This is a genomic window from Candidatus Manganitrophus noduliformans, assembly GCF_012184425.1.
Classification (GTDB): domain Bacteria; phylum Nitrospirota; class Nitrospiria; order SBBL01; family Manganitrophaceae; genus Manganitrophus; species Manganitrophus noduliformans.
The window spans coordinates 591,571-614,288 of sequence record NZ_VTOW01000001.1; the positions used below are offsets into that span (position 1 = coordinate 591,571).

Consider the following 22,718-nt stretch of genomic DNA (forward strand, 5'->3'; position numbering starts at 1 on the left):
CGTGACCGCCTCTCTCCTGATCTTTCTCTTCACCTATACCTTTATCGCCGTTCGGAACATCCCGGGCGTTCCGCTCGATATGCCGGCCGGCGCGCTGGTCGGCGCCGTCTTAATGGTGGCAACCGGCGTCCTCTCCCTCCAAGAAGCCTACATCGCCATCGACTGGAACACCCTCCTCCTCCTGCTGGGGATGATGCTCGTCGTCGCCTATCTTGCGATGGGTGGGCTCTTTCACTGGATCGCGTCATGTTTGGCCCGCCGCTCCCTCTCCCCCTTTCGCCTCCTGGTCTGGGTGGTCCTGCTGAGCGGATTTCTCTCCGCCATTTTCGTGAACGACACGATCTGTCTTCTTTTCACCCCGATTCTGCTCCCGCTCCTCCGGTCGCTTCGCTTGAACCCGATTCCTTATTTAATTGCGCTGGCGACGGCGTCGAACATCGGCGGCCAGATGTCGATCATGGGAAATCCGCAGAACATGTTCATCGGGAATCATTCGGAGATTTCATTCGCCCGATTCTTCCTTCTGCTCTCGCCGATCACCCTGATCGGGTTGGCCCTGAATGTGGCCGTGATCGCCTGGATCTATCGAAAGGAGCTGGCGTCTCCCGCTTCCCCGGTCGAGATCGGGCCGAACGACCTCCTGCCCGAGACCGATCGCCCCCTTTTAATCAAAAGCCTGGCGGTCGTGGCGGGGATGCTGGTCCTCTTCTTCGCCGAGCAGCCCTATCCGCTCGTTGCGATCGGGGGGGCGGCGGTCCTCTTTCTGATCGGCAATCGAAAACCGGAGCTCGCCTTCCGAAAGGTCGATTGGACGCTGCTGGTCTTCTTCGCCTCCCTCTTCGTGGTGATGCGGGGGTTGGAGCGCTCGGGATGGGTCCGGTTGGTGCTGGAGGGAAGCGCGCCGCTGCTTCAAGGAAGCCCGGCGCAGGTGGTGGCGGTGCTCAGCGGGGTGACGCTGGTTCTCTCGAATCTCGTCAGCAACGTTCCGGCGGTCGTCTTGCTGGAGCCGTTCGTGGAGGCGCTTCCCAACCCCGATCTGGGGTGGCTCACCCTGGCGATGAGCAGCACGCTTGCCGGGAATCTGACGCTGGTCGGCTCGGTCGCCAATCTGATCGTCGTCTCATTGGCGCGCCCGGAGGTGGAGATCTCCTTCTGGGAGTACTTCAAGGTCGGCGCGATCTTAACGCTGCTGACGATCGGCGTGGGGGTAGGGGTCCTCATCTTAGAGGCGAGGTTTTTGTAGCTTGTATCCGGCCGGCGATCGCCGGCCGGACTTTTTCCCCTCGGATCGGTCGGGTGATCAGGCCACCTCAAGCAGCTCGATCTCGAATGTCAACTCGCGTCCCGCCAAAGGATGATTGCCGTCCAATGTGACGCTCGAATCGGAGGCGTCGGTCACGGTGACGACGATCGATTGGCCGTCGGATTGGGGAATTTGATATTGCTGTCCCACCTGCGGATCGACCCCTTCGGGGAGGTTCTGTCGATCGACCACCAGGACCATCTCTTCATGGCGCGGGCCATAGGCATTTTCCGCCGGGATGACGACCTTCTTCGACTCTCCCGGATTCATTCCGACCACCGCTTCTTCAAAGCCGGGGATGACTTCTCCTTCGCCGATGGTGAAAGGGAGCGGTTCCCGTTCTTTGGAAGTGTCGAATACCGTCCCATCCTCGAATTTCCCGACGTAGTGAACTTTTACGGCATTCCCGCGTTTTGCTTGAGCCATGATTCTCTCCTTTCGGTAAATGGCAATGGGTGGCGTAATGATGAGGGGTCGCCCTTGTGAAAGAGATTGGATGTAGATCGCGTCTTCATCGATCCGATCGAGACGGGGAAAACATCCAGGGTGATTCTAATCATAAAACATCGCGCCCAATCATTGCAATCGGGAAACCATTTTTCGAGGTGTCGAGCCGCTGACCGCAGGAACGCGGCGCCGAAATCGAGATTCCCGCGGATAGATAAAAACAATGACCCGCGCTTGGGTGTTTTAACGGAAGGCTTTATTTCCATTGAAAATTGTTTCAAATTTGGTACAATTAATCCGTTTCGGATCTCCAATCCCATCTTAAGATATCCCGGATAGGAGAATTAAGACATGTCGGTTTCAGCCTACGAAAGACGCAAGTTCGTTCGCGTGGACGTCAACTTCGAAGCGCGGATTAATCGCAACATCCGCGCGGCGATCAAAAAGCTGAGTCTCGGCGGATGCCTTGTCGAGTGCAACAAGCCCCTGGGCGATGCCGACCCGCTCGAAGTGAGGTTCTCCGCCTTCGGCGAAACGTTTCACCTGCGCGGCCGGGTCATTCACGTGATCGGCGCCAACCAATACGGAATCCGATTCGAGTCCCACAACGACGATCAGCTCCTCCGCCTTGTCGATGCCATTAAAAAAATCCAGGACGCTTCCATCGCGAGACGTTCGACCCGTTTGAAGGTTCAGCAGGAGGCCCTTCTGGATAAAGAGCCGTCATTGCTGGTGGACTTGAGTGAAGGGGGCTGTTTTGTGCGGACGGCCCATCGCTTCAATCTCGGAGACATTATCGAGGTCCAGTTTTTATTGAATGATGAAGAGATTCATCTCGCCGGTCAAATTCGATGGACCGGCTCGGAGGGGGTCGGCGTCGAGTTCCTCTCTCCCGATCCCACCCAAATCGGCGACATCGCCCGCTTCCTGGTGAAGAAACATCCCCCCGCTTAACGGCCCCGCCGGAATTCTATCTTTCAGCGCATGGGTCGGCTCCCTCTTTACTTCTGCGCCAAACTTCGGGCGACATCGGCCAGGCCGTGAACCACCCGCGCCAGACGAACCTGATCGACCGTCTCCGGCCTGTCGGTGGGGAGATGGTAGTGCGGGTTTCGAAAGGGGACCGTGTCGGTGATCATCATCGCCGGGTAGCCCTCTTTCCAAAACGAGTCGTGATCGGACCAAAAGACGCCGGGGATCCAGGCGGGGGCGGCGACCCCCTCCGAGGGGAAGGGGGTTCTCCTTCGAAAGGCGGCGATGCTTTGTTTCACCAGTCGCCTGTACCGGATGTTTCCGACAAAGGCGATAAAGTCGCCGCGATCCGGATAAAAGAAGCTGAACGGGAAGGGATACCGCTGGCTGCCGGGCTCCGAGGCGTAATAACCGATCGACTCGATCGAAACCATCGCCGTGATTTTATCCCCCCGCCGTCTTGCTTCACGGGCGTAGACCCGGCTTCCCATCTGGCCGGTCAGAAAAATCGGCGGCTCCTCGTTGGTGAAGGCGACGAACCGAATGGTCCGGTCGAATCGTTTTCCCTTCAATAACGCGGCCAGCTCCAGGAGCGCCGCCACCCCGGTGGCATTGTCGTCCGCTCCCGGCGAGCCGAAGACGGAGTCGTAATGCGCGCCGAAAAGAACAACCTCTTCCGTCCCGTCTTGGCCCGGGAGGGTCGCCTCCAGATTCCGGAACGTTTGGCCGTTGTGAGTGTACTCCTGTGAGACGATTCCGTAACCGATTTGCCGAAGGGTCGATTCGATATAACTCGCCGCCGCTTCAAGCTGCGCCGGTTTCTGAAGGTTCCGCTCGCCGATCCGACCGGCGAGGAGGGAGAGGTGGGATTGAAGCCGCGCGCGGCTTGCTTCTTCCGCGGGGGTGAGGGGCGGGAGGGGTCCGCGGAAAGAGGCCGCGGGCATTCGGATCATGACACTCCAGAGGAGGAAAAATCCGATCAGCCCGACACCGAGCAGGGTCAGCGGCAAGATCGTTCCTGAATAAAGCCGAAGGGTCATTGGCGGTTTTCTCCCGGCGTCCTGTAGACAGATCCTCTGCACGGATGCGCCGTTGTTTTTGATTCTATCGGATCGGAGGCCCGGCCACAAGAAGAGGGGTGGAGAGTTGACGAGGGAGGATCGATTCGGTTACAAGGGGAGGGTCATGTCGGTAGGAAGACCGGGTCGGTTGCGTAGTCTAATCATATCAAAATGGAGAGGGAGGATGATGCGATGAATCGGAAGGGAAATCTGTTCGGATATATGCTCCTTTTAGCGATGATCTTCCTGGTGCCGGTTGTTTCCGCGTGGGGAGCGGAGACCCGGCTGACCTGGCACGGCCATGCGGCGTTTGAGATCGTGACCCCCGGCGGGGCGGTGGTGGTGATCGATCCCTGGCTGAAGAACCCGGTCAATCCGAATGCGAAGGAAGGCAAAGATCCGCTCGCCGGATTTGAAAAGGTCGATTACATTCTGCTCACCCACGGTCACTTCGACCACGTCGGCGATGCCGTTGCTTTGGCGAAGAAGACGGGGGCCCGGCTCGTTTCCAATTTCGAGCTTGGAAGCAACATGGCCAAGCTCCACGGGTTTCCAAAGGAGCAGATGGGATTCGATACGTTAATGAATATCGGGGGGGAGATTCAGATCGCGAAGGGGGAGGTGACCGTTCTGATGACGCCGGCCGTCCACTCCAGCGGCCTCGGCCATCCGAACGCGGGCGCGCAAGAGGCCGATATCGTCTACGCCGGCAACCCGGCGGGATTCCTTCTGGTGATCAAGAACGGCCCGACGATCTACCATACCGGCGACACCGCCTACTTCGGAGATATGGCGCTAATCGGCCAGCATGCCCCCGACGTCGCCCTGATCAACATCGGCGGCCACTTTGGAATGTCCCCGGCAATGGCGGCGAAGGCCGCCGCGACGGTCAAAGCGAAGTTGGCGATTCCGCATCACTTCGGAACCTTTCCTGTTCTGACCCAAGATCCGAAAGCCTTTGTTGATGCGCTTGGGAAGGAGAAAATTCCTGCCCTGGTGATGAAGCCGGGAGAGACGGTGGTTTTTGACGGAAAGAAACTCAAAAAATAAGCGTGTCCAACCGACCCTGAGTGCAGCGAAGCGGCTGCTTTTATCACCAGAAGGAGTGCTTCGCTGCACTCAGGAGAGCGGATCAGAAAATCTGCAAGATTCCAACCTGTTTACAAAGCGATGTCGACCAACTGATCCGTCTGGCCGATCGGGCTTTATACATTGCCAAAAAACGGGGCGATAAGATCCATATCGGTGAAGAAGAGTATTATCTGGATAACCAGGTGGTCCAGATCGCTTTTCAACCGATCATCGATACCCTGTCGGGGGAGACGCTGGCTCACGAAGCGCTGAGCCGCGACGCGCAGGGAAGAGTGAGTGTTTACGAGCTTTTCAAAAAATATGAGGCGATCGGTAAATTGAATGAGCTGAAGGAGATCTGCTTCAAAAAGCAGATCAAGGCGGCTCAGGCCATCGGGCTCAAGCGGGTCTTTGTCAACGCCGATTTCGCGCTCTTAGAGCGTCTCGACCCCGTGGCGACCTCCTCTCGTCTGGAGGTGATTTTGGAAATCTCGGAGAAGGAAGCGTTGCATGATTTGAAAAACCATTTGAAAGTCGCGCAAAAGTGGCGCGAGAAAGGGTTTCGATTCGCCATCGACGATTTTGGAGCCGGTTTTATCTCCCTGCCGTTCATCGCCAAGCTGGTCCCCGATTATATCAAGATCGACCGCCTTACCATTCTTCAGGCCGTTTCATCCGAGAAATTCAGGGAGTTTTTAAATTATCAGGTGTTGGCTTTGCGCAATTACGCGAAAAAGGGAATTATCGCTGAAGGGATCGAGACCCGGAAAGAGCTCGCGGTTGTAAAAAAGATGCGTGTCCATCTGATTCAGGGCTTCTTATTCGGAAAACCCGAAGTGATCGAACTTCCGGATGAAAAGAAAATGGAATAAGGACCGAAAACGGGTTCATTGTTAATCCGTCTACACGAATCGCGCCACCAGGAAGATCCCCACCATCGCGAAGCCCAACGCAAGCTTGGCGGCCGCGCCGAGCGCCAGCCCCAAGGAAGCGCCGATCCCGGCCCGCCCCGCCGCCGTAAGATCGCGCCGCGCGGTCAATTCGCCGATGACCGCCCCGACAAAAGGCCCCAGCAGAACCCCCGGTAAACCGAAGAACAACCCGGCGAGGGCGCCGATCGCCGCGCCCGCCGTCGCACGCCTGGAGGCGCCGAAGCGCTTTGCTCCGAACGCCGTTGCTGCGAAGTCGACCAGATAGGTCAGCACCGCCATCCCCCCCAGCGCCGCCAGCGTCCATCCCCCTACATAGACGAAATCTTCCGCCCAGGCCGCCAGGAGCAAGCCGACGAAAAGGAGCGGCGCGCCGGGAAGGGCGGGCAACACCAGCCCGGCGAGGCCGAGCACGATCAAAACGACGGCGAGAATCCAGAGAAGGGCGATCATAGGAAATGAAGACGGCCTCGTGACCGCGGATGGTTCGGGTGATTAAGCGGCTTCACTGTAAGCGGAAATGGCATTAATCAAGACTTCGTCCATGTAAAGATTGATGATGCGCGCCGCAGGATAATAGGCTTTCAGATCGACGTTCATCAAAGGATTGGCGCAGCGATCCGCCAAGAAGTCGAGCATCTTGGTTCTCAGCAGGGACACCTCCCGCGCAAGCTCCCGTCCGCGATAACCTTGTTGAAAGCGCAGGTAGACTTTGACGCGCCCTTCCAATGTGTTGGTGGGGGACGGTGTTTCATCGGCTCGAAGTAATTCGCAGATCTCTTCAATAATCGCAGGGACGTGGTCGCGTAATTCAAGACGCGACAGCGCGGCGTCCGAGTCGATCCGCACGTCGCTCCGCACGGCTTGTATCCACAATTCGGTGAGAGATTCGATGTTTGCTTCTACAAGGGCACTGAGCTTCTCATTCGCCATGGCTGATCTCCGGGCTCACGTTTACACAGGTTGTACACGCTCTCTTTCAAACACTCCTCGAACTCTTTCCCTTGTGTTTCTTTTACGAATTCAAGAAAGCCGTAGATGTTTCTGATCTCCTCGTCGTTGAATCCCATGGTCCTCAAAAGATCGTCGTTCGCGCGAAAGGACAACGGATAGGGAAGAATTCGAAATAGAAATTTCCCCGACGCTTGAAATTTGACAATGGCGTTATGGAGATCCTTCAGCATCATAAAAGACGAGATAAGGCATTCATAACTTTGTTGGCTGGCCCGAATCAGGAGATAGATAAAATCTTCGTTATAGTTTTTGATCAGTTGCTCGAAATCATCCTGTGTAAACATGCGTCACTCTTCCTTTTAATTATATTGTTCACAAAACGCCACGGGCAATGACCCATTGCCGCCCCCCACCTTGACAAGGTGAGAAAGAATAGGTGCACCGGTTGATACAGTCGCTTTACGAAGCGAATGGTGTACCTATTTGAAGTGCCAAGAGAAAGGGTTACCGAAAGCATAGCCAGGGCATTCTTCTCGGTTCAAGAAGGGAAAGTCATTCCGTTAAAACGCTTAGAAATCGACAAAAAGAGGGGGGAACCCGAAGGAAAATGGCGCCGTTTTATAAGGAGAGCCGCCCAGATGGAGGTGAGATGTATTGATCCCTGTGCCGTTCCGCCCCGCTTCCATCCGCGTAGCCTCCTGTTCGAAGGTCCTGCTACGAAGGCAATGCGCTTTTCATTTTCCAAGCTTGATCATCCGGCAGACGTTTACACAAATTGTAGACGCTTCCTTCTAAACATTCCTCAAACTCTTTCCCTTGTGTTTGCTTCACGAATTCAAGAAAGTGATAGATGTTTCTGATCTCTTCGCCGTCGAACCCCATGCTCTTGAGAAGATCGTCGTTGGCGCGAAAAGACAAAGGATAAGGGAGGGTTCGAAATTGGAAATCTCCCGAGGCCTGGAACTTGACGATTACGTGATAGAGATCCTTCAGCACCATAAACGAGGAGATGAGGCACTCATAACTCCGGTGGCTCGCCCGTATCAACAGGTAAAGATAGTCGTCATTGTAATGCTTGATCAGTTGCTCGAAATCCTCTTGTGTGAACATGCGGCGCTCTTTCCTGATCCGTGATCTGTTTAGGTGGTTGTTTCTATCCGGTGAGGTGGAAACGATGCTGCGCGCCTCGTCGCAATCAAAATGAAAAGGGGGCCATCTTCTCTTTAAGGATGATGTCGGCCCAACACCCTACCTTGAAGAAAAGGAGGACCCCTCATGCGTTACACTGATCTTGAGTATCATGAAAAAGTATAACGAAATTAATTGTTCTCAATCAAGCGGGAAAGTTCACAAAAATGAGGCCGGTCGGATGAAAATAATCTACGTCCGGTTAGGGGATCTTTTCCAGCTGCCGCAGCATTGTGGCGGCATCGAAATAGAGTCGGGCGAGGGAGATCTTGCCGTTTTTGAGTTTGAAGATTTCACAGAACGAGAGATCGATCGACTTGCCGGTCGGCGGGATCGATCCTTTGGGGCCGATGAGCGGGCCCGATTGATGGGTTCCTTTCCCGGTGAACTCGACGGTGACCCAATCGCCCGAGGCGATCAAATTCGTGATCTCGATCCGCGCATCCGAGAAGGCGGTGGTCCACATCTTTAAAAACGCTTTATACCCTTCCGGCCCCTCGTAGGTGGTCGCAAAGGGGATATTGGTCCATCGCACCTTTGGATCGACCAGGGTTGCCCCGTACCCGAAATCACGTTTATTGAAAGCGCTGTAATGTTCCCGAACGATGTTGGCATTCTCTTCCGTGGACATGCTCCCCTCCTCCATCATCGCGGGCCGATCGAATCAAATCCGTTAGATAGAATCGGACGTCACCGGCGCTCCGACCGGATGTCCATTGCCGTTCGTTCGCTCCTTCTCGTTCAAGTCGACCGAGATGAGGCGGGAGAGACCGGTCTCCTCCATCGTGACCCCGTAGAGGACATCGGCAATCTCCATCGTCCGCTTGTTGTGGGTGATGACGATAAATTGCGTCTGCTGCGACATGTCGTCGATCGCCTTGGTGAACCGGCGCGTGTTCTCTTCATCGAGCGGGGCGTCGATCTCATCGAGCAGACAGAAGGGGCTCGGATGGATCAGGAACGTTGCAAACAAGAGGGAGATCGCCGTCAGCGCCTTCTCCCCGCCGGAGAGAAGGGTGATGCTGCGCGGTTTCTTCCCCGGAGGCTGCGCCACCATCTCGATCCCCGATTCGAGCGGATGGGCCTCGTCCAGCAGGATCAACTCCGCCTTGCCGCCGCCGAAGAAGGAGACGAAGACCTGTTTGAATTTCTCATTCAGAAGGTGGAACGTATCGGTGAAGAGACTCTGCGTGGTTTTGTTGATCTTGGCGATCGCCTGCCGGAGACTCTCCATCGAAGTGGTTAAATCGGTCTCCTGCGATGTGAGAAACTGGTAGCGGGTCTCCAGCTCGCGGTACTCTTCGATGGCGCCGATGTTCACCGGTCCCATCTCATCGAGCGAATGCCGGAGCGTCGCCGCGCGATCTCGCGCCTGGTCCATCGTCCATTCTCCTTCTTCGGAAGAAGGGGGGGGAGGGGGAGTCGTCTCGGCGATCTCGATTTGATAATTCATGAAGATCGTCTCCCGGATCTTTTCCTGCGTCATCTGGGCTTCAATCTTACGAAGGGCGCGCTCCTGGAGTGATTTCTGCGTCTGGTCCAACTGCGAGCGAACCTGGTGGATCTCCTGCTCTATCCGTTGTAATTGTGCCAGAACGGCGGCGTGGACCTCGGTCTTCTCACGGATCTGGGCGACCTTTTCCTCCCGTTCGGACATGGCCTGCGAGATGGCCGTGGTTGTTTCAGCCTCTTCCGTTTCAGCCGCCCGCCACTTCTCCTTGAGCGAGGCGAGAAGACGCTCTTTCTCTTGGAATCGCTGCCCGAGCTCTTCCTGGGCCCGGCGGACCCGGTCCCGCTTCTCCAGGAGGTGACGATGCCGCTCTTTGAGGGAGGCCGTTTCCATCTTTAACCGGACAACCTCTTCTTTCATTCCCCCCAAGCTTTGCCGAAATGCCTCGACCTGCTCCTGCTGACGGACAATTTCCGCCTCTTTTTCTCCCTTGAGGCGCTGCGCTTCGGCGATCCGGTTCCGTTCTTCTTCTTCTTGCTGCAAGAGTTCCCGTTCTTCCTTCGTTCCTTCCTCTTGCTCGAAGAGGACGGTCTGAAGGGCGTTCTGGAGACGGTCGATCTCCGCCAGCGAGGTGCTGTGATCTTTCTGCTCATGCAATTGCTGCATCTCGAGCGATCGGATCTCCGCCGTCAGCGTTTCGATCTCCTGCCGCGTGGTCTGGAGGGTCCCCTGCGTCTCAGTGATTTCCCCTTCCAACCGGCGGATCTCTTCATGAAGATGGTCCATCTGGTCGGATAACGATTTGATCTCCCGCTTCTGTTCAAGAAGACCGGTCTCACCCCGTTCTCCCCCGGTCACCCCGCCGGAAGGATCCAAGACCTCGCCCTGCAGCGTGACCCAAACGGCCGGGGCCGATGCGCTTTCCCAGAGCCGAAGGGCGACGTCGAGGTCTCGAACCAGAACCACCTCTCCGAGGAGGGCGTTCGCCAGAGCGTCATACCCTTCCCGGCTGGTCACCAGATCGAGGGCGCGGCCGATGACTCCGTCTTGGCCCGCTTCAAGCGGGGGAGCGCCCTCCCTCCGAACGCGGGGCCGGCGGGGGAAGAACGTTCCCCGCCCCATCTGAGATTGCCGGAGGTGTTCGATTCCCTGCTTGATCTCGGCCGGTCCTTCCACGATAATGCCCCGCAGACGGCTCTCGAGCACCGCTTCGATCGCTTTTTCGTAGGGGGCCGGGACGTCGATAAAGTCGGCGACCATCCCGTGAGTTCCCTGGAGCTGGACCAGCAGGCTCTCCGTTCCCGAGCCGAGAAGCCCTCGGTAAAAACCTTCGCGGGAGGCGAGCTGAGCGGCCAGAGCGGCCCATTCTTCCTTCGCCTGGGAGAGCCGGGCCGACCGGGCTTTGAGGTCGGCCTCCGTTTCTTTCAAACGGGCGGCGGCGGCGGTCTGCGCGGCGCTCTTTTCCGAGAGACGCTGCCGTGTTTGCTCCAACGCTCCCTTCAACTGGCCGGCGGCCTCTTCGATCGTTTGTTTTTTCCCTTGGACCGCTTCGAGTTCCTGGGCGCCGCGCCCTTTACGTTTAAAGAGATCCTCTTTCCGCCGCTCGATGTGAAGGAGGTTATTGTTCGCCTGGGTGAGCCGCGAGGCAAGCTCGAAGAGAAAGACCTTCTCCTGCTCCAGGCGGGCGATCTCACGATTGAGCTCTTCTTCGCGCCGGCTCGACTCTTCCTGCCGCTCGGCGAGGAGCCGCTCCCGTTCCGGTTGCTCCCGTTCGATCTCTTCCCGCTCTTTCTCAAGAAGTTCTTCTTCCGCTTTCAGGCTCGCTTCGGCCTGGCGGATCTCTCCGATCTCCTGCTGGTTGCGCGCTTCGGTCTCGCTCCACTCTTTCCGCTGGGCGCGGATCGTCTCGATCCGCCCCTCCAGCCGTTGGATTTTTCCCTCGATCTCGAAGACCTGCGTCTTGATCTGCCCCAGCGCCTGCTCCTGCTCGGTCAAGGCGAGCTTGATTTCGGCCTGCTTCAAATCGAGTCCGGCGAGACGGTTCTCTTCCGAAGACGCCGTCTCCTGCAGCCCCCTCTCCTCCTGCTCCAGAAGCTCACGTGTCCCGCACCACTGATCCCACTCGGCGCGGGCGACCCACAGCTCCAGCGCGCGGAGCTCCTCCCGCAGTTTCTGGTATTTTTCCGCCTTTCGCGCCTGGCGGTCGAGGGAATTGATCTGCCGCTTGATCTCGCCGATGATATCCCGGACGCGCGTGAGGTTCTGTTCGGTCGCCTCCAGCTTGCGAAGCGCTTCCGCCTTCCGGAGGCGATACTTGGCGATTCCGGCCGCTTCTTCGACGAGCTCCCGCCGCTGCATCGGAGAGGCGGAGATCAGATCATCGACCTTCCCCTGCTCGATGATGGTATGGGCGCGGTATCCGGCCCCGGTATCGATCAAGAGGTCCCGGATATCTTTCAACCGGCAGGTCGTCTTGTTGATGAGATATTCGCTCTCGCCCGAGCGGAAGAGCCGCCGGCTGACGGTGATCTCGGCGTAAGGGGAGTAGGGAGGGGGGAGTTCATTGTCGATGTCGCCGAAGGTGAGAGACACCTCCGCCATCCCGAGCGCTTTGCGCTGCTCCGTTCCGTTGAAGATCACATCTTCCATCTTTTCGCCGCGGAGGTTTTTGGCGCTCTGCTCTCCCAGCACCCAGAGGATGGCATCGGCCAGATTGCTCTTCCCGCAGCCGTTCGGCCCGACGATGGCATTGATGCCGGGCTGGAAGGTGACCACGGTTTTGTCGAAGAACGATTTGAATCCGAAGACCTCTAATTTTTTAAGACGCATCTTTATATCCTCAAATATTCGATGGGTAAATTGGAGAGAAAAGGAGTTAAGCAAACCGGGGCGGGGAAGAAAATACCCGGCGTCGTGGGGGATCGATCCTGAATGTCGAATCGGTCCATCAAGATAAGCAGAGAGACCTCCAAACAACAAGAAATTTGTTTCTTCATAACACAGGTTTCGGTTAAAGTAAAGAAAATAGTCTATATCTAGGGGTCTCGATCAGAGAGAGTCCATCGGGTCGCGGTCGGGGTTGCAGCTTTTGCACAGAAGTGCTAAAGATTGCAATCGGCTATTGATCCGGCTGGGATATACTGAACCGAGGGAAGCATTCATTCGGTGATGGAGGATTGATGAGGCGGTCTATTCAGAATGTTGTTTTCGATCTTGGCGGGGTTCTTTTGGAGTGGAAGCCCGATCAAATCTTAGCGCGGCTTTATCCGGAGGCCCCGAAGACGCAGGCCCTCATCAAGAAGGAGGTCTTTCAACATCCCGATTGGCTTGCCCTGGATAAAGGGACCCTCGACGAGGAAGCGGCGATTCTGTTATTCCAGCGGCGAACGGGGCGGCCTCTCTCGGAGATGAAGAAACTGATGGACACTGTGAGAGAGACCCTCATCCCCATTCAGCCGACGTTCGCGCTTTTAGAAGAGCTGTCGAAGGAAGGGATGAATCTTTATTGTGTGTCGAACATGCAGGTGAATGTCTTCGCCTATCTTCAGAGGCGATATGATTTTTGGGGGAAGTTCAAGGGGCTGGTGATCTCGGCGCACATTCGAATGATCAAGCCGGACGCCGAGATTTTCCACCATCTCTTCTCCCGCTACGGGTTGGTTCCCGCTGCCTGTGTCTTCATCGACGACCACCCTCCCAATGTGGAGAGCGCACGACGGCTCGGAATGGAGTCGATTTTATTTCAGGGGGCCGACGACTGCCGGCGCCAGCTTCAACGCGTTCAAGGCCTCCTCCGGAACAAGAGGAACGACCCCTCTTCCTCATCGATCGATTTTCCTTCGCTGCCCCGCTGATATAACAATCTCGACGAATCGTCCCCGCTTTAAAACCCCCTAGAAAGAATATATTAACGAAACGCACTTCATCTGGTTTCCCCTGTTCTCGGTAGGATATTTCGTACCATCGAGATGAGAGATAGTCTGATTGCGGATTTTTAATTTCGCGGCATAAATAGAAGGATGAATAAATGTAAAGGCATCTTGCGGTGCTTGGCAGGGTCGAACGTCCTGGGGCTTTTCCTTTGGGATGTTCATGGAAATATCACCGAGGCCAACGATGCTTTCCTCAACATGGTCGGCTACACGCGGGAAGAGCTTCTCTCCGGGAGACTGCGATCGCGCGACATGACGCCGGAGGAATATAGGCGCCTTGATGAGAAAGGACTTCGAGATCTCGCGGAGACCGGCGTCTGCGCCCCTTTTGAGAAGGAGTATGTCCGTAAAGACGGCAGCCGTGTTCCGATTTTATTCGGAGCGATCATGCTGGAGGGCTCTCAACACAGCGGAATTAGTTTTGTTCTCGATTTGACCAATCGGGACAAGGTGCAGAAGGCGCTCAGCGAGAGCGAAGCGCAGCGGGAAGCGATTCTGGAGGCCTCATTCGATTGTATTATTACCATCGATCATGAGGGGAAGATCCTTGAGTTCAATCCGGCGGCCGAGAACACATTTGGTTATCGCCGCTCCGAAGTGATCGGGGAAGAGATGGCGGAACGGATCATCCCTCCTGCTTCTCGAGAGCGGCATTGGGCAGGCATCAGGCACGCTCTTGCGACCGGAGAAGGGAAGGTGCTGGGTCGGCGCATCGAGATCACGGCAATGCGGGCGGATGGAAGTGAATTTCCTGCGGAGTTGAAAATGACGAGGCTCTTTTTAAAAGGGCCTCCCGCCTTTACCGGCTTTATTCGGGACATCAGCGAACGCAAATGGATCGAGCAAGAGCGACACCGCCTCTCATTTCAGGAGCGCATCGCACGAACCGAGACGGAAGAGGCCCGTCGCCACATGGCCTTTCTGTCGGAGGCCGGCACGCTGCTTGCCTCATCACTCGACTATGAAACGACGCTCGCCGGTATTGCGCGCCTCGCCGTCCCTTATTTGGCCGATGGGTGCGTCATCGATATTTTGGAAGAGAATCAAACGTTGCGCCGTTTGGCCGTGGCAGCCGCCGATCCCGCCAAAGAGGCGCTCGGAAGGAAGCTGTTCCATCGCGATCCCTCCGACCTAAACGGACAGCACCCCATCCGACGGGCGCTGCAGATTGGAAAGTCGATCTTCCTTCCGGAGATCACCGACGAGATGCTGGTTTCCGTCGCATGGGATGACGAACACCTGAAAATTGCCCGATCGCTCGGGTTGAAATCGGCGATCCTCGCGCCGCTTCGGGTCGGGGAGCGTACACTCGGCGCGATCTCCTTCGTCTTGATCGATTCGGGCCGTCGGTATCGTACGGCGGATCTGGAGTTGGCGGAGAATTTAGCACGACAGGCCGGAGCGGCGCTGCAGAATGCCCGGCGCTGTCGGGGGTCTTGGAAGGAGATTCGGGCTCACAAACGGTCGAAGGACCGGCTTTGACGCGGACCTGCGGAAATTAAGGATATCCCGATATGAGCGCGATTCCGGATTTACAAATCACAGGCGAATCTATTTGCGTCAATCCCCTCGAAGGAGGGATATTCCCGCCGGGATGAATGAATAATAAAGAGGCGGGAATATCCGATGACCGGAACGGTTTTTAATATATTTTTATACTAAAAGTCGCGGTTTATATTTTCTTCGGTCTTCAAATACCATTTCAGGAAAGGGATGAGGGTGTCAGGATTGTTCGTTTTCATATACACATATTCCAGGTAAGCGCGGTGGACCTGGTGGATTGTCTCTTCGTTTTCTCCTGTTTTGGAACAGATATCCTCGATGAGATTCGAATATTTGATAAATAGCTCCGGAACCTCGCCAACAGCCGCTTCGGATATCCTGCCGTGCCCTAAAACCGTTTCGATAGTGAGGAACTCTTTTTTTGTTTGTTCCGCCTCAAGGTCCATAAGAGAGCTAAGCGCGCCATATTTCGTGAAAGGGCTCACCCCTTCCCTTGTAATCTCCTTTTCCATCAGGATATCTTGTATTACTTCTAGTAACGACGGGGGAAGCGCTTCGGGAGTATAAATGTGGAGAATACGCTCGATCCTTTGCTCCGAGATTAATGTCTTGTCGATGATAAACGCGATGAGTTCACCCCACTGATGATCGTCCATGTTTGTCCTCCGTCGCAAGGCGACACACCCGGCAAGATGAAAGACCCCGGAAACAATCACGATGGTGTCTTATAAAACATGAAGGTTCTCTCATTCTTCGCTCTCGGGGGGTTATTAAATTCATATATGGACTATACCATAAAAGTATAAAAAGTCAATATTTATGGTAAAAAAGTAAGATTATGATTCGGCTTTGGGATCAGCCGGTTGCGATGGGTTAGTGGAACGGGGAAGGGGGCCAAGACATGATGGAATAAGCGAACGATGTCTTCTCTGTAGAGAAGAGCCGCTTTTCTTGTTCTAATTACATTAGCATGTTTCGCGGGCGCTGAACGGCCCTATTTCGACCGCCGCTTCCGTTGGCGTGGTTTTTCCTCTTCCATCAAACCGAAATCAATCTGCCAATTCTCCAGATCGACCCGATCGACGCGGACTTGGATCGGGTCACCCAGCCGGAAGGTGCGCCGATGATGCTCGCCGATCAGCGCGTGCTGCTTCTCGTCGTAGATGTAATAATCGTCATGCAGATTGCTGACGTGAATCAATCCCTCGACAAAATAGCTGCCCAGTTCGACAAAGAGGCCGTAGGCGGCGACGCCGGAGATGAAGCCGCTGTAGATTGCGCCGACCTTGTCCGACATGAACTTGACCTTCTTCCGTTGAATCACCTCCCGCTCCGCCTCCATAGAGGCCCGCTCCCGCTCCGAGGTATGCTTGCCGATTTCAGGGAGGCGACGTCCCCATTCTTCCTGCTCGTCTTGCGACATCCGTTGATGGAGGGCCTTTTTTAAAAGACGGTGAACCACCAGATCGGGATAGCGCCGGATCGGCGAGGTGAAGTGGGTATATTCCTCCGAGGCGAGTCCGAAGTGCCCGTGGTTCTCGGCGGAGTACTTCGCCTGCTTCAGAGAACGAAGGAGAATTTGATTGATGAGGCGCTCCTCCGGGCGCCCTTTCACTACGTCCAAGACATCGGAGAGCGACTTGGGGCGGATTCTTTCCAGATCGCGAAGGAAGAGGCCGAAAGTCTTGAGCAGTTCATTGAATTCAAAAATCCGGGTCGGGGTCGGCGGATCATGAATCCGATAGAGAAAGGGGACCTCCAGGGCGGTCATATGTTCGGCGACCGTCTCATTGGCGGCGAGCATGAACTCTTCAATGATCTGATGCGCGACATTCCGCTCCTCTCGGATGATGTCGATCGTCTCCCCGGTGAGGCTGAGGACGATCGAAGGCTCGGGAAGATCGAAATCGAGGCTCCCCCGCTCCAGCCGGTTCTTTCGAAGCTGCATTGCGAGCCGCTCCATCAATTCGAATTGAGGAAGCAGCGCGGCATACCGCTCCCGCACCTTCTGGTCGCGGTCAACCAGGATCTGCCGTACGGCGGTATAGGTCATCCGCTCGTCGCTTCGAATCACGCTGTTATAGAGCTTGTAGCCGACCCGCCGGCCGTCGGCGTCGAAGGTCATCTCCGCCGTCATCGCCAGCCGGTCTTCTTTCGGATTGAGGCTGCAGATGCCGTTGGAGAGCTTCTCCGGAAACATCGGGATGACGGCGTCGGGGAAATAGACCGACGTTCCCCGCTCGTACGCCTCCCGGTCGAGCGCCGACCCTTGCGGAACATAATGGGAGACATCGGCAATGTGGACCCGGAGAAGATAACCCTTTCGGGTCTTCTCAATCGAGATGGCGTCGTCGAAATCGCGTGCCTTCTCTCCATCGATCGTCACGGTCGGAAGACCCCGGAGGTCTTCTCTCCCCCTGCGCATCTGGGCGGTGACCGACTCTTTGATCTTGTCGGCCTCCTGCATCGCTTCCTGCGGAAAATCGCGCGGGAGGCCGTACGACTCCACGACCATCATCGTATCGATCCGGGGATCATCCGCCTTCCCCAGCACCTTGACGATTTTCCCCTCCGGGTTTCGGGTTTTGGTCGGGTAGGAGAGAATCTCGGCGAGAACGATTTCTCCCGTTTCGGCCGAGAGGCTGTTTTCGGGGGTGACATAGAGATCGCTGGTGATTCGTTTGTCGGCGGGGATGACGAATCCGACCGTTCGTCCTTTTTCATACCGGCCGACAATCTGTTTGCGGGCCCGCTCCAAGACCCGAATGACCCTTCCTTCCCGCCGCCCGTCGGGCTTGGTTGCTTCGATCCGGGCGACGACGCGGTCACCGTGCATCGCCTCTTCCATTTTCTTGGCGGCGATGAAAATGTCGGGTTCTCCCTCCGTTTCGGGGATAACAAACCCGTATCCGTCGCGGTGCCCTTTTAGCCGGCCGATCACCAGGTTCATCTTCTGCGGCAGGCCGTAGCGGTTGCCGCGGGTCTTGATGATCTCCCCCTCCTGGATCATTTTACGGAGAAGTTTCTTGATCTCTCTTCGCGCATCCTTGGGAACTTTGAGAGCCCGCATCAGCTCCTTCAGGAGCATGGGGTGGTCGGATTTCTTCTCCAGTTCTCGAAGAACCGCTTCTTTTTCAATGCGCATGGTGATTCACTCCTGGGATGATTATACAGAAGCCCCGTCGAAGTTGGAAGTCCCCCCACGGGGCGATCCGGTTGTGTTTCGCAGGTCAATGATTGTGATATTTCTCACTCATCGAGCTTGCCCTAGAGGGGCTCCATTTTCTTGACAGGTCAAGGGGATGTGGTATCTTTGGCTCAGATTGACGCTTCCGTCAAGCCTTGGGAGAGCGTCGGCCCGAGAGAAAAGACACCGCCGCTTCGTATGCCTCCCCCAAAATAACTGCGGGGAAGGCATACATACGTGTTCAGATTCAGTTCCCGTCGCGAGGAGCAAGGAATGGCCAAGATCCTGGTCGTTGACGATAGCGCGTTTGAGGCCAAGCACTCCAAGGTTCTGCTCGAAAGAGAGGGCCATGAGGTCCTGATCGCCGAAAACGGGATGCAGGGCATGAAGTTGATCAAACTTGAGCGGCCCGATTTGATTCTCCTCGATTTGGTGCTTCCCGATATCTCCGGTCGAGAGGTCTGCCGGTGGGCAAAGTTGAATGTCGAGTCGCAATCGATCCCGATTATTATCTTGACTGCCCGGACCGAAGTCAAGGAGCGTGTGGCCGGACTGGAAGACGGGGCGAACGATTATGTCACCAAACCGTGCGATGATTCGGAGCTGAAGGCGCGGATCGACGCCGTTCTCCGCGAGAAGACCCTCCGTGATCAGCTTGAGAAGAAGAACACGGAGTATGAGGAGCTGATGCGGAAATTCGAGCGGATGGCGATTACCGATCCGGTGACCGGTCTTTTCAACCGAAGGCGGTTCGAGGAGATGCTGGCCCAGGAGTTCGAGCGCTACCGCCGCTATGGGACTCCATTTACCTGCCTCATGATCGATGTCGATCATTTCAAAAGAATCAATGACACTTACGGCCATGACGTCGGCGATCTGGTTTTAAAGGAGACGGCACAGACGATCCAGGCGCAGATCCGGGGGGTTGATACGGTTTCCCGGTATGGAGGGGATGAATTCGCGGTGCTTCTCTCCCAGCAGAAAGGAGAGGAGGCGGTGAAGGCGGCGGGGCGGATCCTCAGACATGTCAGGCAGCTTCGCTTCAAAGAGATGAAAAAGGGGGAAAAAATTACGTTGAGCATCGGAATCGCGGCGCTGCCAGACCCCGACTTGAAGGAGATGGATCAGATTATGCCATGCGCCGATTATGCCCTCTACAAAGCCAAAAAAAACGGAAGAGACTGTGCGGAATCGGCCACGGTCCATGAATCCAATCAAGATCCCCAGTAAGCTTCTTTCCGCTCCCTGATCGAATCGGGGGCTTCAATTCAACCCGATAAGTTGATACAATAAATATCGTTCACACGGAGGACCGTTATGAGACGCGTCGACTATATGCTGGGGGGAGAGGATTTCAAGAAGATGTCGGCTGCCCACTTCATGCAGACCGATGTTTATTATTACCCGAAGAATGCAACCGGAGACAAGCTCGCGACCGCAATCACGATGGGTGGATTCGGCAGTGTGCCGATTGTCGATAAAGGAAAGAGATTGGTCGGGATTATCAGCGAATTTGATCTGCTCAAGGCGATCACAAGCGGAAAAGAGCTGGAAAAGGTGACGGCGGAAGAGATTATGACGGTGAGCCCAATCTGTGTGACCGAAGAGACCCTATCGGAAGAGATCATTCAATTGCTTCAAGAGAAACATCTGATCCGGGTGCCGGTCGTCGATAAGAACGGCACCCTGGTGGGGGTGGTTGCAAGGAGGGATATCTTACAGGGCTATCTGAAATCGAAGGAGAGCCCGCCCCCCTGGTGGTTTTGACTTCACCTGAGGTCCATTCGCTTCCCCGCTTCGCTCCTCACGATCAATGAGTCGTGGTCCATCTGCGGCGGCTTCGGGATCTGCATCAGATCGAGAATGGTCGGCGCGATATCGGCGTGGATGCCGGGCCGAAGCCGGACCTTTTCCGGAGAGACCAGAATAAAGGGGACCGGCAGCGTCGTATGGGCGGTATGCGGCTCCCCCGTTTGGTAATCGATCATCTGCTCCAAGTTGCCGTGATCGGCGGTGATCAGAACCGCTCCCCCTGCCGCAAGGGTTTTGTCGACGATCCGTTCAAGGCATCGATCGATCACCTCGACCGCCTGCATCGCCGCTTTCAACACGCCGGAATGCCCCACCATATCGGGATTGGCGAAGTTCAACACAACCAGGTCGAACCGGCCGCGCTCGATCTGGCGGACTACCTCGTCGGTCACTTCATACGCGCTCATCTGCGGTTTCTGATCATAGGTCGCCACCTCTTTGGGAGAGGGGATTAAGATCCGCTCTTCTCCTTCGAACGGGACCTCTCGGCCGCCGTTGAAGAAATAGGTGACGTGCGCATATTTTTCGGTCTCGGCGATCCGAAGCTGGTGGAGCCCCCGCCGGCTGATCACCTCCGCCAGGATCTGGTCGAGCGAAACCGGCTCGAACGCCGCCGGTAGGGGGAGGGTTTCATCATAGCGGGTCATCGTGACGAATGCGGCGAGCTGCGTGAAAACCTCCCGCGGGAAACCGGTGAAATCTCTCTGCGTCATGGCGCGGGTCAGCTGCCGGGCGCGGTCGGCCCTGAAATTAAAGAAGAGGACGCTGTCCCCGTCTAGGACTTTTCCGACCGGCTTTCCCTCCTCAACGATGACAACCGGCTTCACGAATTCGTCGGTGATCTGCGCCGCGTAGCTCTTCTCTACAGCCACTCTTGCAGAGATCTCCTCGATTCCTTTCCCTTCGACGATCGCTCGATAGGCCTTCTCGGTTCGATCCCAGCGCTTATCTCGATCCATCGCATAATAGCGCCCGATCACTGTCGCGATCTTCCAGTCGGCGCCGGAGGGGCGCTTTTCCTCAAGGACCTGCTCGAGCTGATCGATATAACGAAGCGCACTCTGCGGGGGGGTGTCCCGCCCATCCAGGAAGGGATGAATCCGAACCGATCGGAGCTGTTTCTTCCGCGCCATTTCCAAAAGGGCAATCAGATGGTCGATGTGGCTGTGAACGCCGCCGTCCGAGAGAAGCCCCATCAGATGAAGGGTGTTGTTCCGCTCCTTGGCCGCATCGAGCCCCGCATTCAGGGCCGGGTTGTTGAAGAAGGTTCCCTCGGTGATCGCCTTATTGATCCGGGTAAAATCTTGATAGACGATCCGGCCCGCGCCGATGTTCAGATGCCCCACCTCCGAATTCCCCATCTGTTGATCGGGGAGCCCCACCGCCTCGCCGGAGGCCTCGATATAGGTGTTCGGATAATGCTCCAGGAGTGACCGGTAAAAAGGGGGATCGACCAGCGCGATGGCGTTTGCATCGGTCCGGGGATTGATTCCCCAGCCGTCCAGGATGATCAGGACGACAGGTTTCGGTCTCTGCGGCATTTAGATGATCTCCCGAGGGTGCGGGGTGGAATAGGGGGTTTCGGCGAGGGCTTTCTTATGGGCTTTGTCGACCAGGATCGGATTGGCCTGATAGGTATTCCACCGGCCGCACCGGCCGCATCGCCCCGACCATTCGATGGTGTGATAGTCGCATTGGGCACAGTAGTAGGGGACCAAGACCCGTTTCTTCAGCTTGAGACCTTTTTTGAACGCTTCCACGGCCGACTCGGGCTCTCCCCGCCGCATATAAATGTTTCCGAGGATCTTGTGTAGATCGGGGAAATATTCGACATGGGCGTCGATCTCCGCCAAGGTCTCGAAGGCGTCATCGATCATTTCAAGACGATAATAGAGCTTTCCGAGAAAAAATTTAAGAACGGTGTTGTGGCGGTCTTTATCGATCGCCTTCCGGTAGACCTGCAGGATTTTCTCCGGCTCCCCCATTTCGAGGTAGAGATCTTCCAGGCGATGGAGCAGGATGAGGTGGTTCGTCATTTCATAGGCTTTTTCCAGCAGGGCCGCCGCGAGTTCGGTCTTTCCTTCTTTCAAATGGACTTCGCCGATGCCGATGTAGGCCGGCAAGAATCCCTTTTCAAGTTTGATGGCCCCTTTGAAGTAGCGCCGGGCGATTTCTTTCTGGTCGCGTTGGAGGAAGAGCCGTCCGATCTCGTATTTGATCCCGAGGAAAATAACCCGCTCTTTTTGGTTTGCCTCGGAGGAGAGCGGCAGCTTGAGGATCTTCTCTTGGATCGGATGGGCCTCTTCCCAATGCTGAAGCCGAATGTAGAGGTCCCGAAGACGGGTGAGCGCCGCGACATTGGTTTCATCGAGGTGTAGAATTTCCTTCAAATGCTGAATCGCCTCCTCGAATCGCTGGGCTTCTTCGAGATCGCGCGAGAGGGCGAGGAGGACCTCGATGTTTTGCTCGTCGAGACTCCGCGCCTTCCGATGGAGCCGGATCGCCTCGTTGAAATTCTTCTCGATCCGCTGAATCTTTCCGAGCCGCAGGAGGGTGCTGACATGATTCGGGTTCAGCGCCAGCACCTTCTGGAAAAGGAGGGTGGCGTCGCGATACCGCTTTCCGAGAAAGGCGTTAACCGCCTCGGTATAATAGGTCTCGACCTGCGCTTCTTTCTTTTGCAGCCGGGTGTATTTCCAGTTGAGAAAAAGGTTTCTGGTTTCGCGGATGCCGGCGGAGAGGATGACCAGGAGGCCGCCGAAGGCGGTGGAGAAGAGAATCAGCGCGGTGACCGGCATTTCATAGGAGGTCTCGCGCGTGATGAAAAGGGTGACCTTTTCCGGATTCAGCTGGGCGAGATAACCGACAATTCCGATGAAGGCGAAGAAAATAAGGATTAAGAGAGGCAT

Annotated in this window: 20 protein-coding genes; 8 read left to right on the plus strand and 12 right to left on the minus strand. The window is 56.1% G+C overall.

Features of this window, described 5'->3' with window-relative positions; all coding sequences use genetic code 11:
* Position 1: 1 nt before the first annotated feature.
* On the plus strand, positions 2-1,243 hold the full coding sequence (locus tag MNODULE_RS02835) for an SLC13 family permease (RefSeq protein WP_202882095.1): 1,242 nt from the start codon (positions 2-4) through the stop codon (positions 1,241-1,243).
* 57 nt (positions 1,244-1,300) lie between these two features.
* On the opposite strand, the gene MNODULE_RS02840 is transcribed toward MNODULE_RS02835, so the two are convergent.
* The gene (locus MNODULE_RS02840) at positions 1,301-1,729 is read right to left on the minus strand and encodes an FKBP-type peptidyl-prolyl cis-trans isomerase (RefSeq protein ID WP_168057968.1); all 429 of its coding nucleotides are present in this window, start codon (positions 1,727-1,729) and stop codon (positions 1,301-1,303) included.
* A gap of 372 nt (positions 1,730-2,101) precedes the next feature.
* Here MNODULE_RS02840 and MNODULE_RS02845 point away from each other — a divergent pair, with 372 nt between their 5' ends.
* Positions 2,102-2,704 (plus strand): PilZ domain-containing protein, encoded by a 603-nt coding sequence (locus tag MNODULE_RS02845; protein WP_168057969.1) that lies wholly within the window; start codon positions 2,102-2,104, stop codon positions 2,702-2,704.
* 47 nt (positions 2,705-2,751) lie between these two features.
* Here MNODULE_RS02845 and MNODULE_RS24970 read toward each other — a convergent pair whose 3' ends face one another.
* Complete coding sequence (locus MNODULE_RS24970) at positions 2,752-3,762, minus strand: M20/M25/M40 family metallo-hydrolase (RefSeq protein WP_168057970.1); 1,011 nt, start codon at positions 3,760-3,762, stop codon at positions 2,752-2,754.
* A 213-nt stretch (positions 3,763-3,975) separates the two neighbouring features.
* Here MNODULE_RS24970 and MNODULE_RS02855 point away from each other — a divergent pair, with 213 nt between their 5' ends.
* On the plus strand, positions 3,976-4,833 hold the full coding sequence (locus MNODULE_RS02855; protein WP_202882096.1) for a metal-dependent hydrolase: 858 nt from the start codon (positions 3,976-3,978) through the stop codon (positions 4,831-4,833).
* A 20-nt stretch (positions 4,834-4,853) separates the two neighbouring features.
* The gene (locus tag MNODULE_RS02860; RefSeq protein WP_168057971.1) at positions 4,854-5,726 is read left to right on the plus strand and encodes an EAL domain-containing protein; all 873 of its coding nucleotides are present in this window, start codon (positions 4,854-4,856) and stop codon (positions 5,724-5,726) included.
* A 30-nt stretch (positions 5,727-5,756) separates the two neighbouring features.
* Here MNODULE_RS02860 and MNODULE_RS02865 read toward each other — a convergent pair whose 3' ends face one another.
* The 6 genes from MNODULE_RS02865 to smc all read right to left on the minus strand — a co-directional run bounded on the left by MNODULE_RS02865 (position 5,757) and on the right by smc (position 12,204).
* Positions 5,757-6,236: a DUF456 domain-containing protein gene (locus MNODULE_RS02865; protein WP_168057972.1), complete on the minus strand. Its 480-nt coding sequence runs from the start codon at positions 6,234-6,236 to the stop codon at positions 5,757-5,759.
* Between the two features lie 42 nt (positions 6,237-6,278).
* The gene (locus MNODULE_RS02870; RefSeq protein ID WP_168057973.1) at positions 6,279-6,716 is read right to left on the minus strand and encodes an RsbRD N-terminal domain-containing protein; all 438 of its coding nucleotides are present in this window, start codon (positions 6,714-6,716) and stop codon (positions 6,279-6,281) included.
* Positions 6,686-7,081: a hypothetical protein gene (locus MNODULE_RS02875; protein ID WP_168057974.1), complete on the minus strand. Its 396-nt coding sequence runs from the start codon at positions 7,079-7,081 to the stop codon at positions 6,686-6,688. Before MNODULE_RS02875 ends, MNODULE_RS02870 begins: the two co-directional genes overlap by 31 nt.
* Before the next feature lie 370 nt (positions 7,082-7,451).
* Positions 7,452-7,847, minus strand: a complete 396-nt coding sequence (locus MNODULE_RS02880) for a hypothetical protein (protein ID WP_168057975.1) — start codon at positions 7,845-7,847, stop codon at positions 7,452-7,454.
* Between the two features lie 280 nt (positions 7,848-8,127).
* Positions 8,128-8,556, minus strand: coding sequence for an ester cyclase (locus MNODULE_RS02885; RefSeq protein WP_168057976.1), 429 nt, complete (start codon positions 8,554-8,556; stop codon positions 8,128-8,130).
* A gap of 42 nt (positions 8,557-8,598) precedes the next feature.
* Positions 8,599-12,204 carry a chromosome segregation protein SMC gene (smc, locus tag MNODULE_RS02890; protein ID WP_168057977.1) on the minus strand — a complete coding sequence of 1,202 codons (3,606 nt, stop codon included), beginning with the start codon at positions 12,202-12,204 and terminating at the stop codon, positions 8,599-8,601.
* Positions 12,205-12,554: 350 nt separating this feature from the next.
* Between smc and MNODULE_RS02895 the strand changes: the two genes are divergently transcribed.
* On the plus strand, positions 12,555-13,229 hold the full coding sequence (locus MNODULE_RS02895) for an HAD family hydrolase (RefSeq protein ID WP_168057978.1): 675 nt from the start codon (positions 12,555-12,557) through the stop codon (positions 13,227-13,229).
* Positions 13,230-13,394: 165 nt separating this feature from the next.
* Positions 13,395-14,789, plus strand: coding sequence for a PAS domain S-box protein (locus MNODULE_RS02900; RefSeq protein ID WP_168057979.1), 1,395 nt, complete (start codon positions 13,395-13,397; stop codon positions 14,787-14,789).
* A 176-nt stretch (positions 14,790-14,965) separates the two neighbouring features.
* Here MNODULE_RS02900 and MNODULE_RS02905 read toward each other — a convergent pair whose 3' ends face one another.
* Positions 14,966-15,466, minus strand: a complete 501-nt coding sequence (locus MNODULE_RS02905; protein ID WP_168057980.1) for a hypothetical protein — start codon at positions 15,464-15,466, stop codon at positions 14,966-14,968.
* Positions 15,467-15,804: 338 nt separating this feature from the next.
* Positions 15,805-17,955: a ribonuclease R gene (rnr, locus tag MNODULE_RS02910; protein WP_168057981.1), complete on the minus strand. Its 2,151-nt coding sequence runs from the start codon at positions 17,953-17,955 to the stop codon at positions 15,805-15,807.
* A 315-nt stretch (positions 17,956-18,270) separates the two neighbouring features.
* Here rnr and MNODULE_RS02915 point away from each other — a divergent pair, with 315 nt between their 5' ends.
* Both MNODULE_RS02915 and MNODULE_RS02920 read left to right on the plus strand, forming a co-directional pair.
* Positions 18,271-19,227 (plus strand): GGDEF domain-containing response regulator, encoded by a 957-nt coding sequence (locus tag MNODULE_RS02915; protein ID WP_168057982.1) that lies wholly within the window; start codon positions 18,271-18,273, stop codon positions 19,225-19,227.
* 87 nt (positions 19,228-19,314) lie between these two features.
* Positions 19,315-19,764 carry a CBS domain-containing protein gene (locus MNODULE_RS02920; protein ID WP_168057983.1) on the plus strand — a complete coding sequence of 150 codons (450 nt, stop codon included), beginning with the start codon at positions 19,315-19,317 and terminating at the stop codon, positions 19,762-19,764.
* A gap of 2 nt (positions 19,765-19,766) precedes the next feature.
* Here MNODULE_RS02920 and gpmI read toward each other — a convergent pair whose 3' ends face one another.
* Both gpmI and MNODULE_RS02930 read right to left on the minus strand, forming a co-directional pair.
* Positions 19,767-21,350, minus strand: coding sequence for a 2,3-bisphosphoglycerate-independent phosphoglycerate mutase (gene gpmI, locus MNODULE_RS02925; RefSeq protein WP_168057984.1), 1,584 nt, complete (start codon positions 21,348-21,350; stop codon positions 19,767-19,769).
* Positions 21,351-22,718 carry a tetratricopeptide repeat protein gene (locus MNODULE_RS02930; protein WP_168057985.1) on the minus strand — a complete coding sequence of 456 codons (1,368 nt, stop codon included), beginning with the start codon at positions 22,716-22,718 and terminating at the stop codon, positions 21,351-21,353.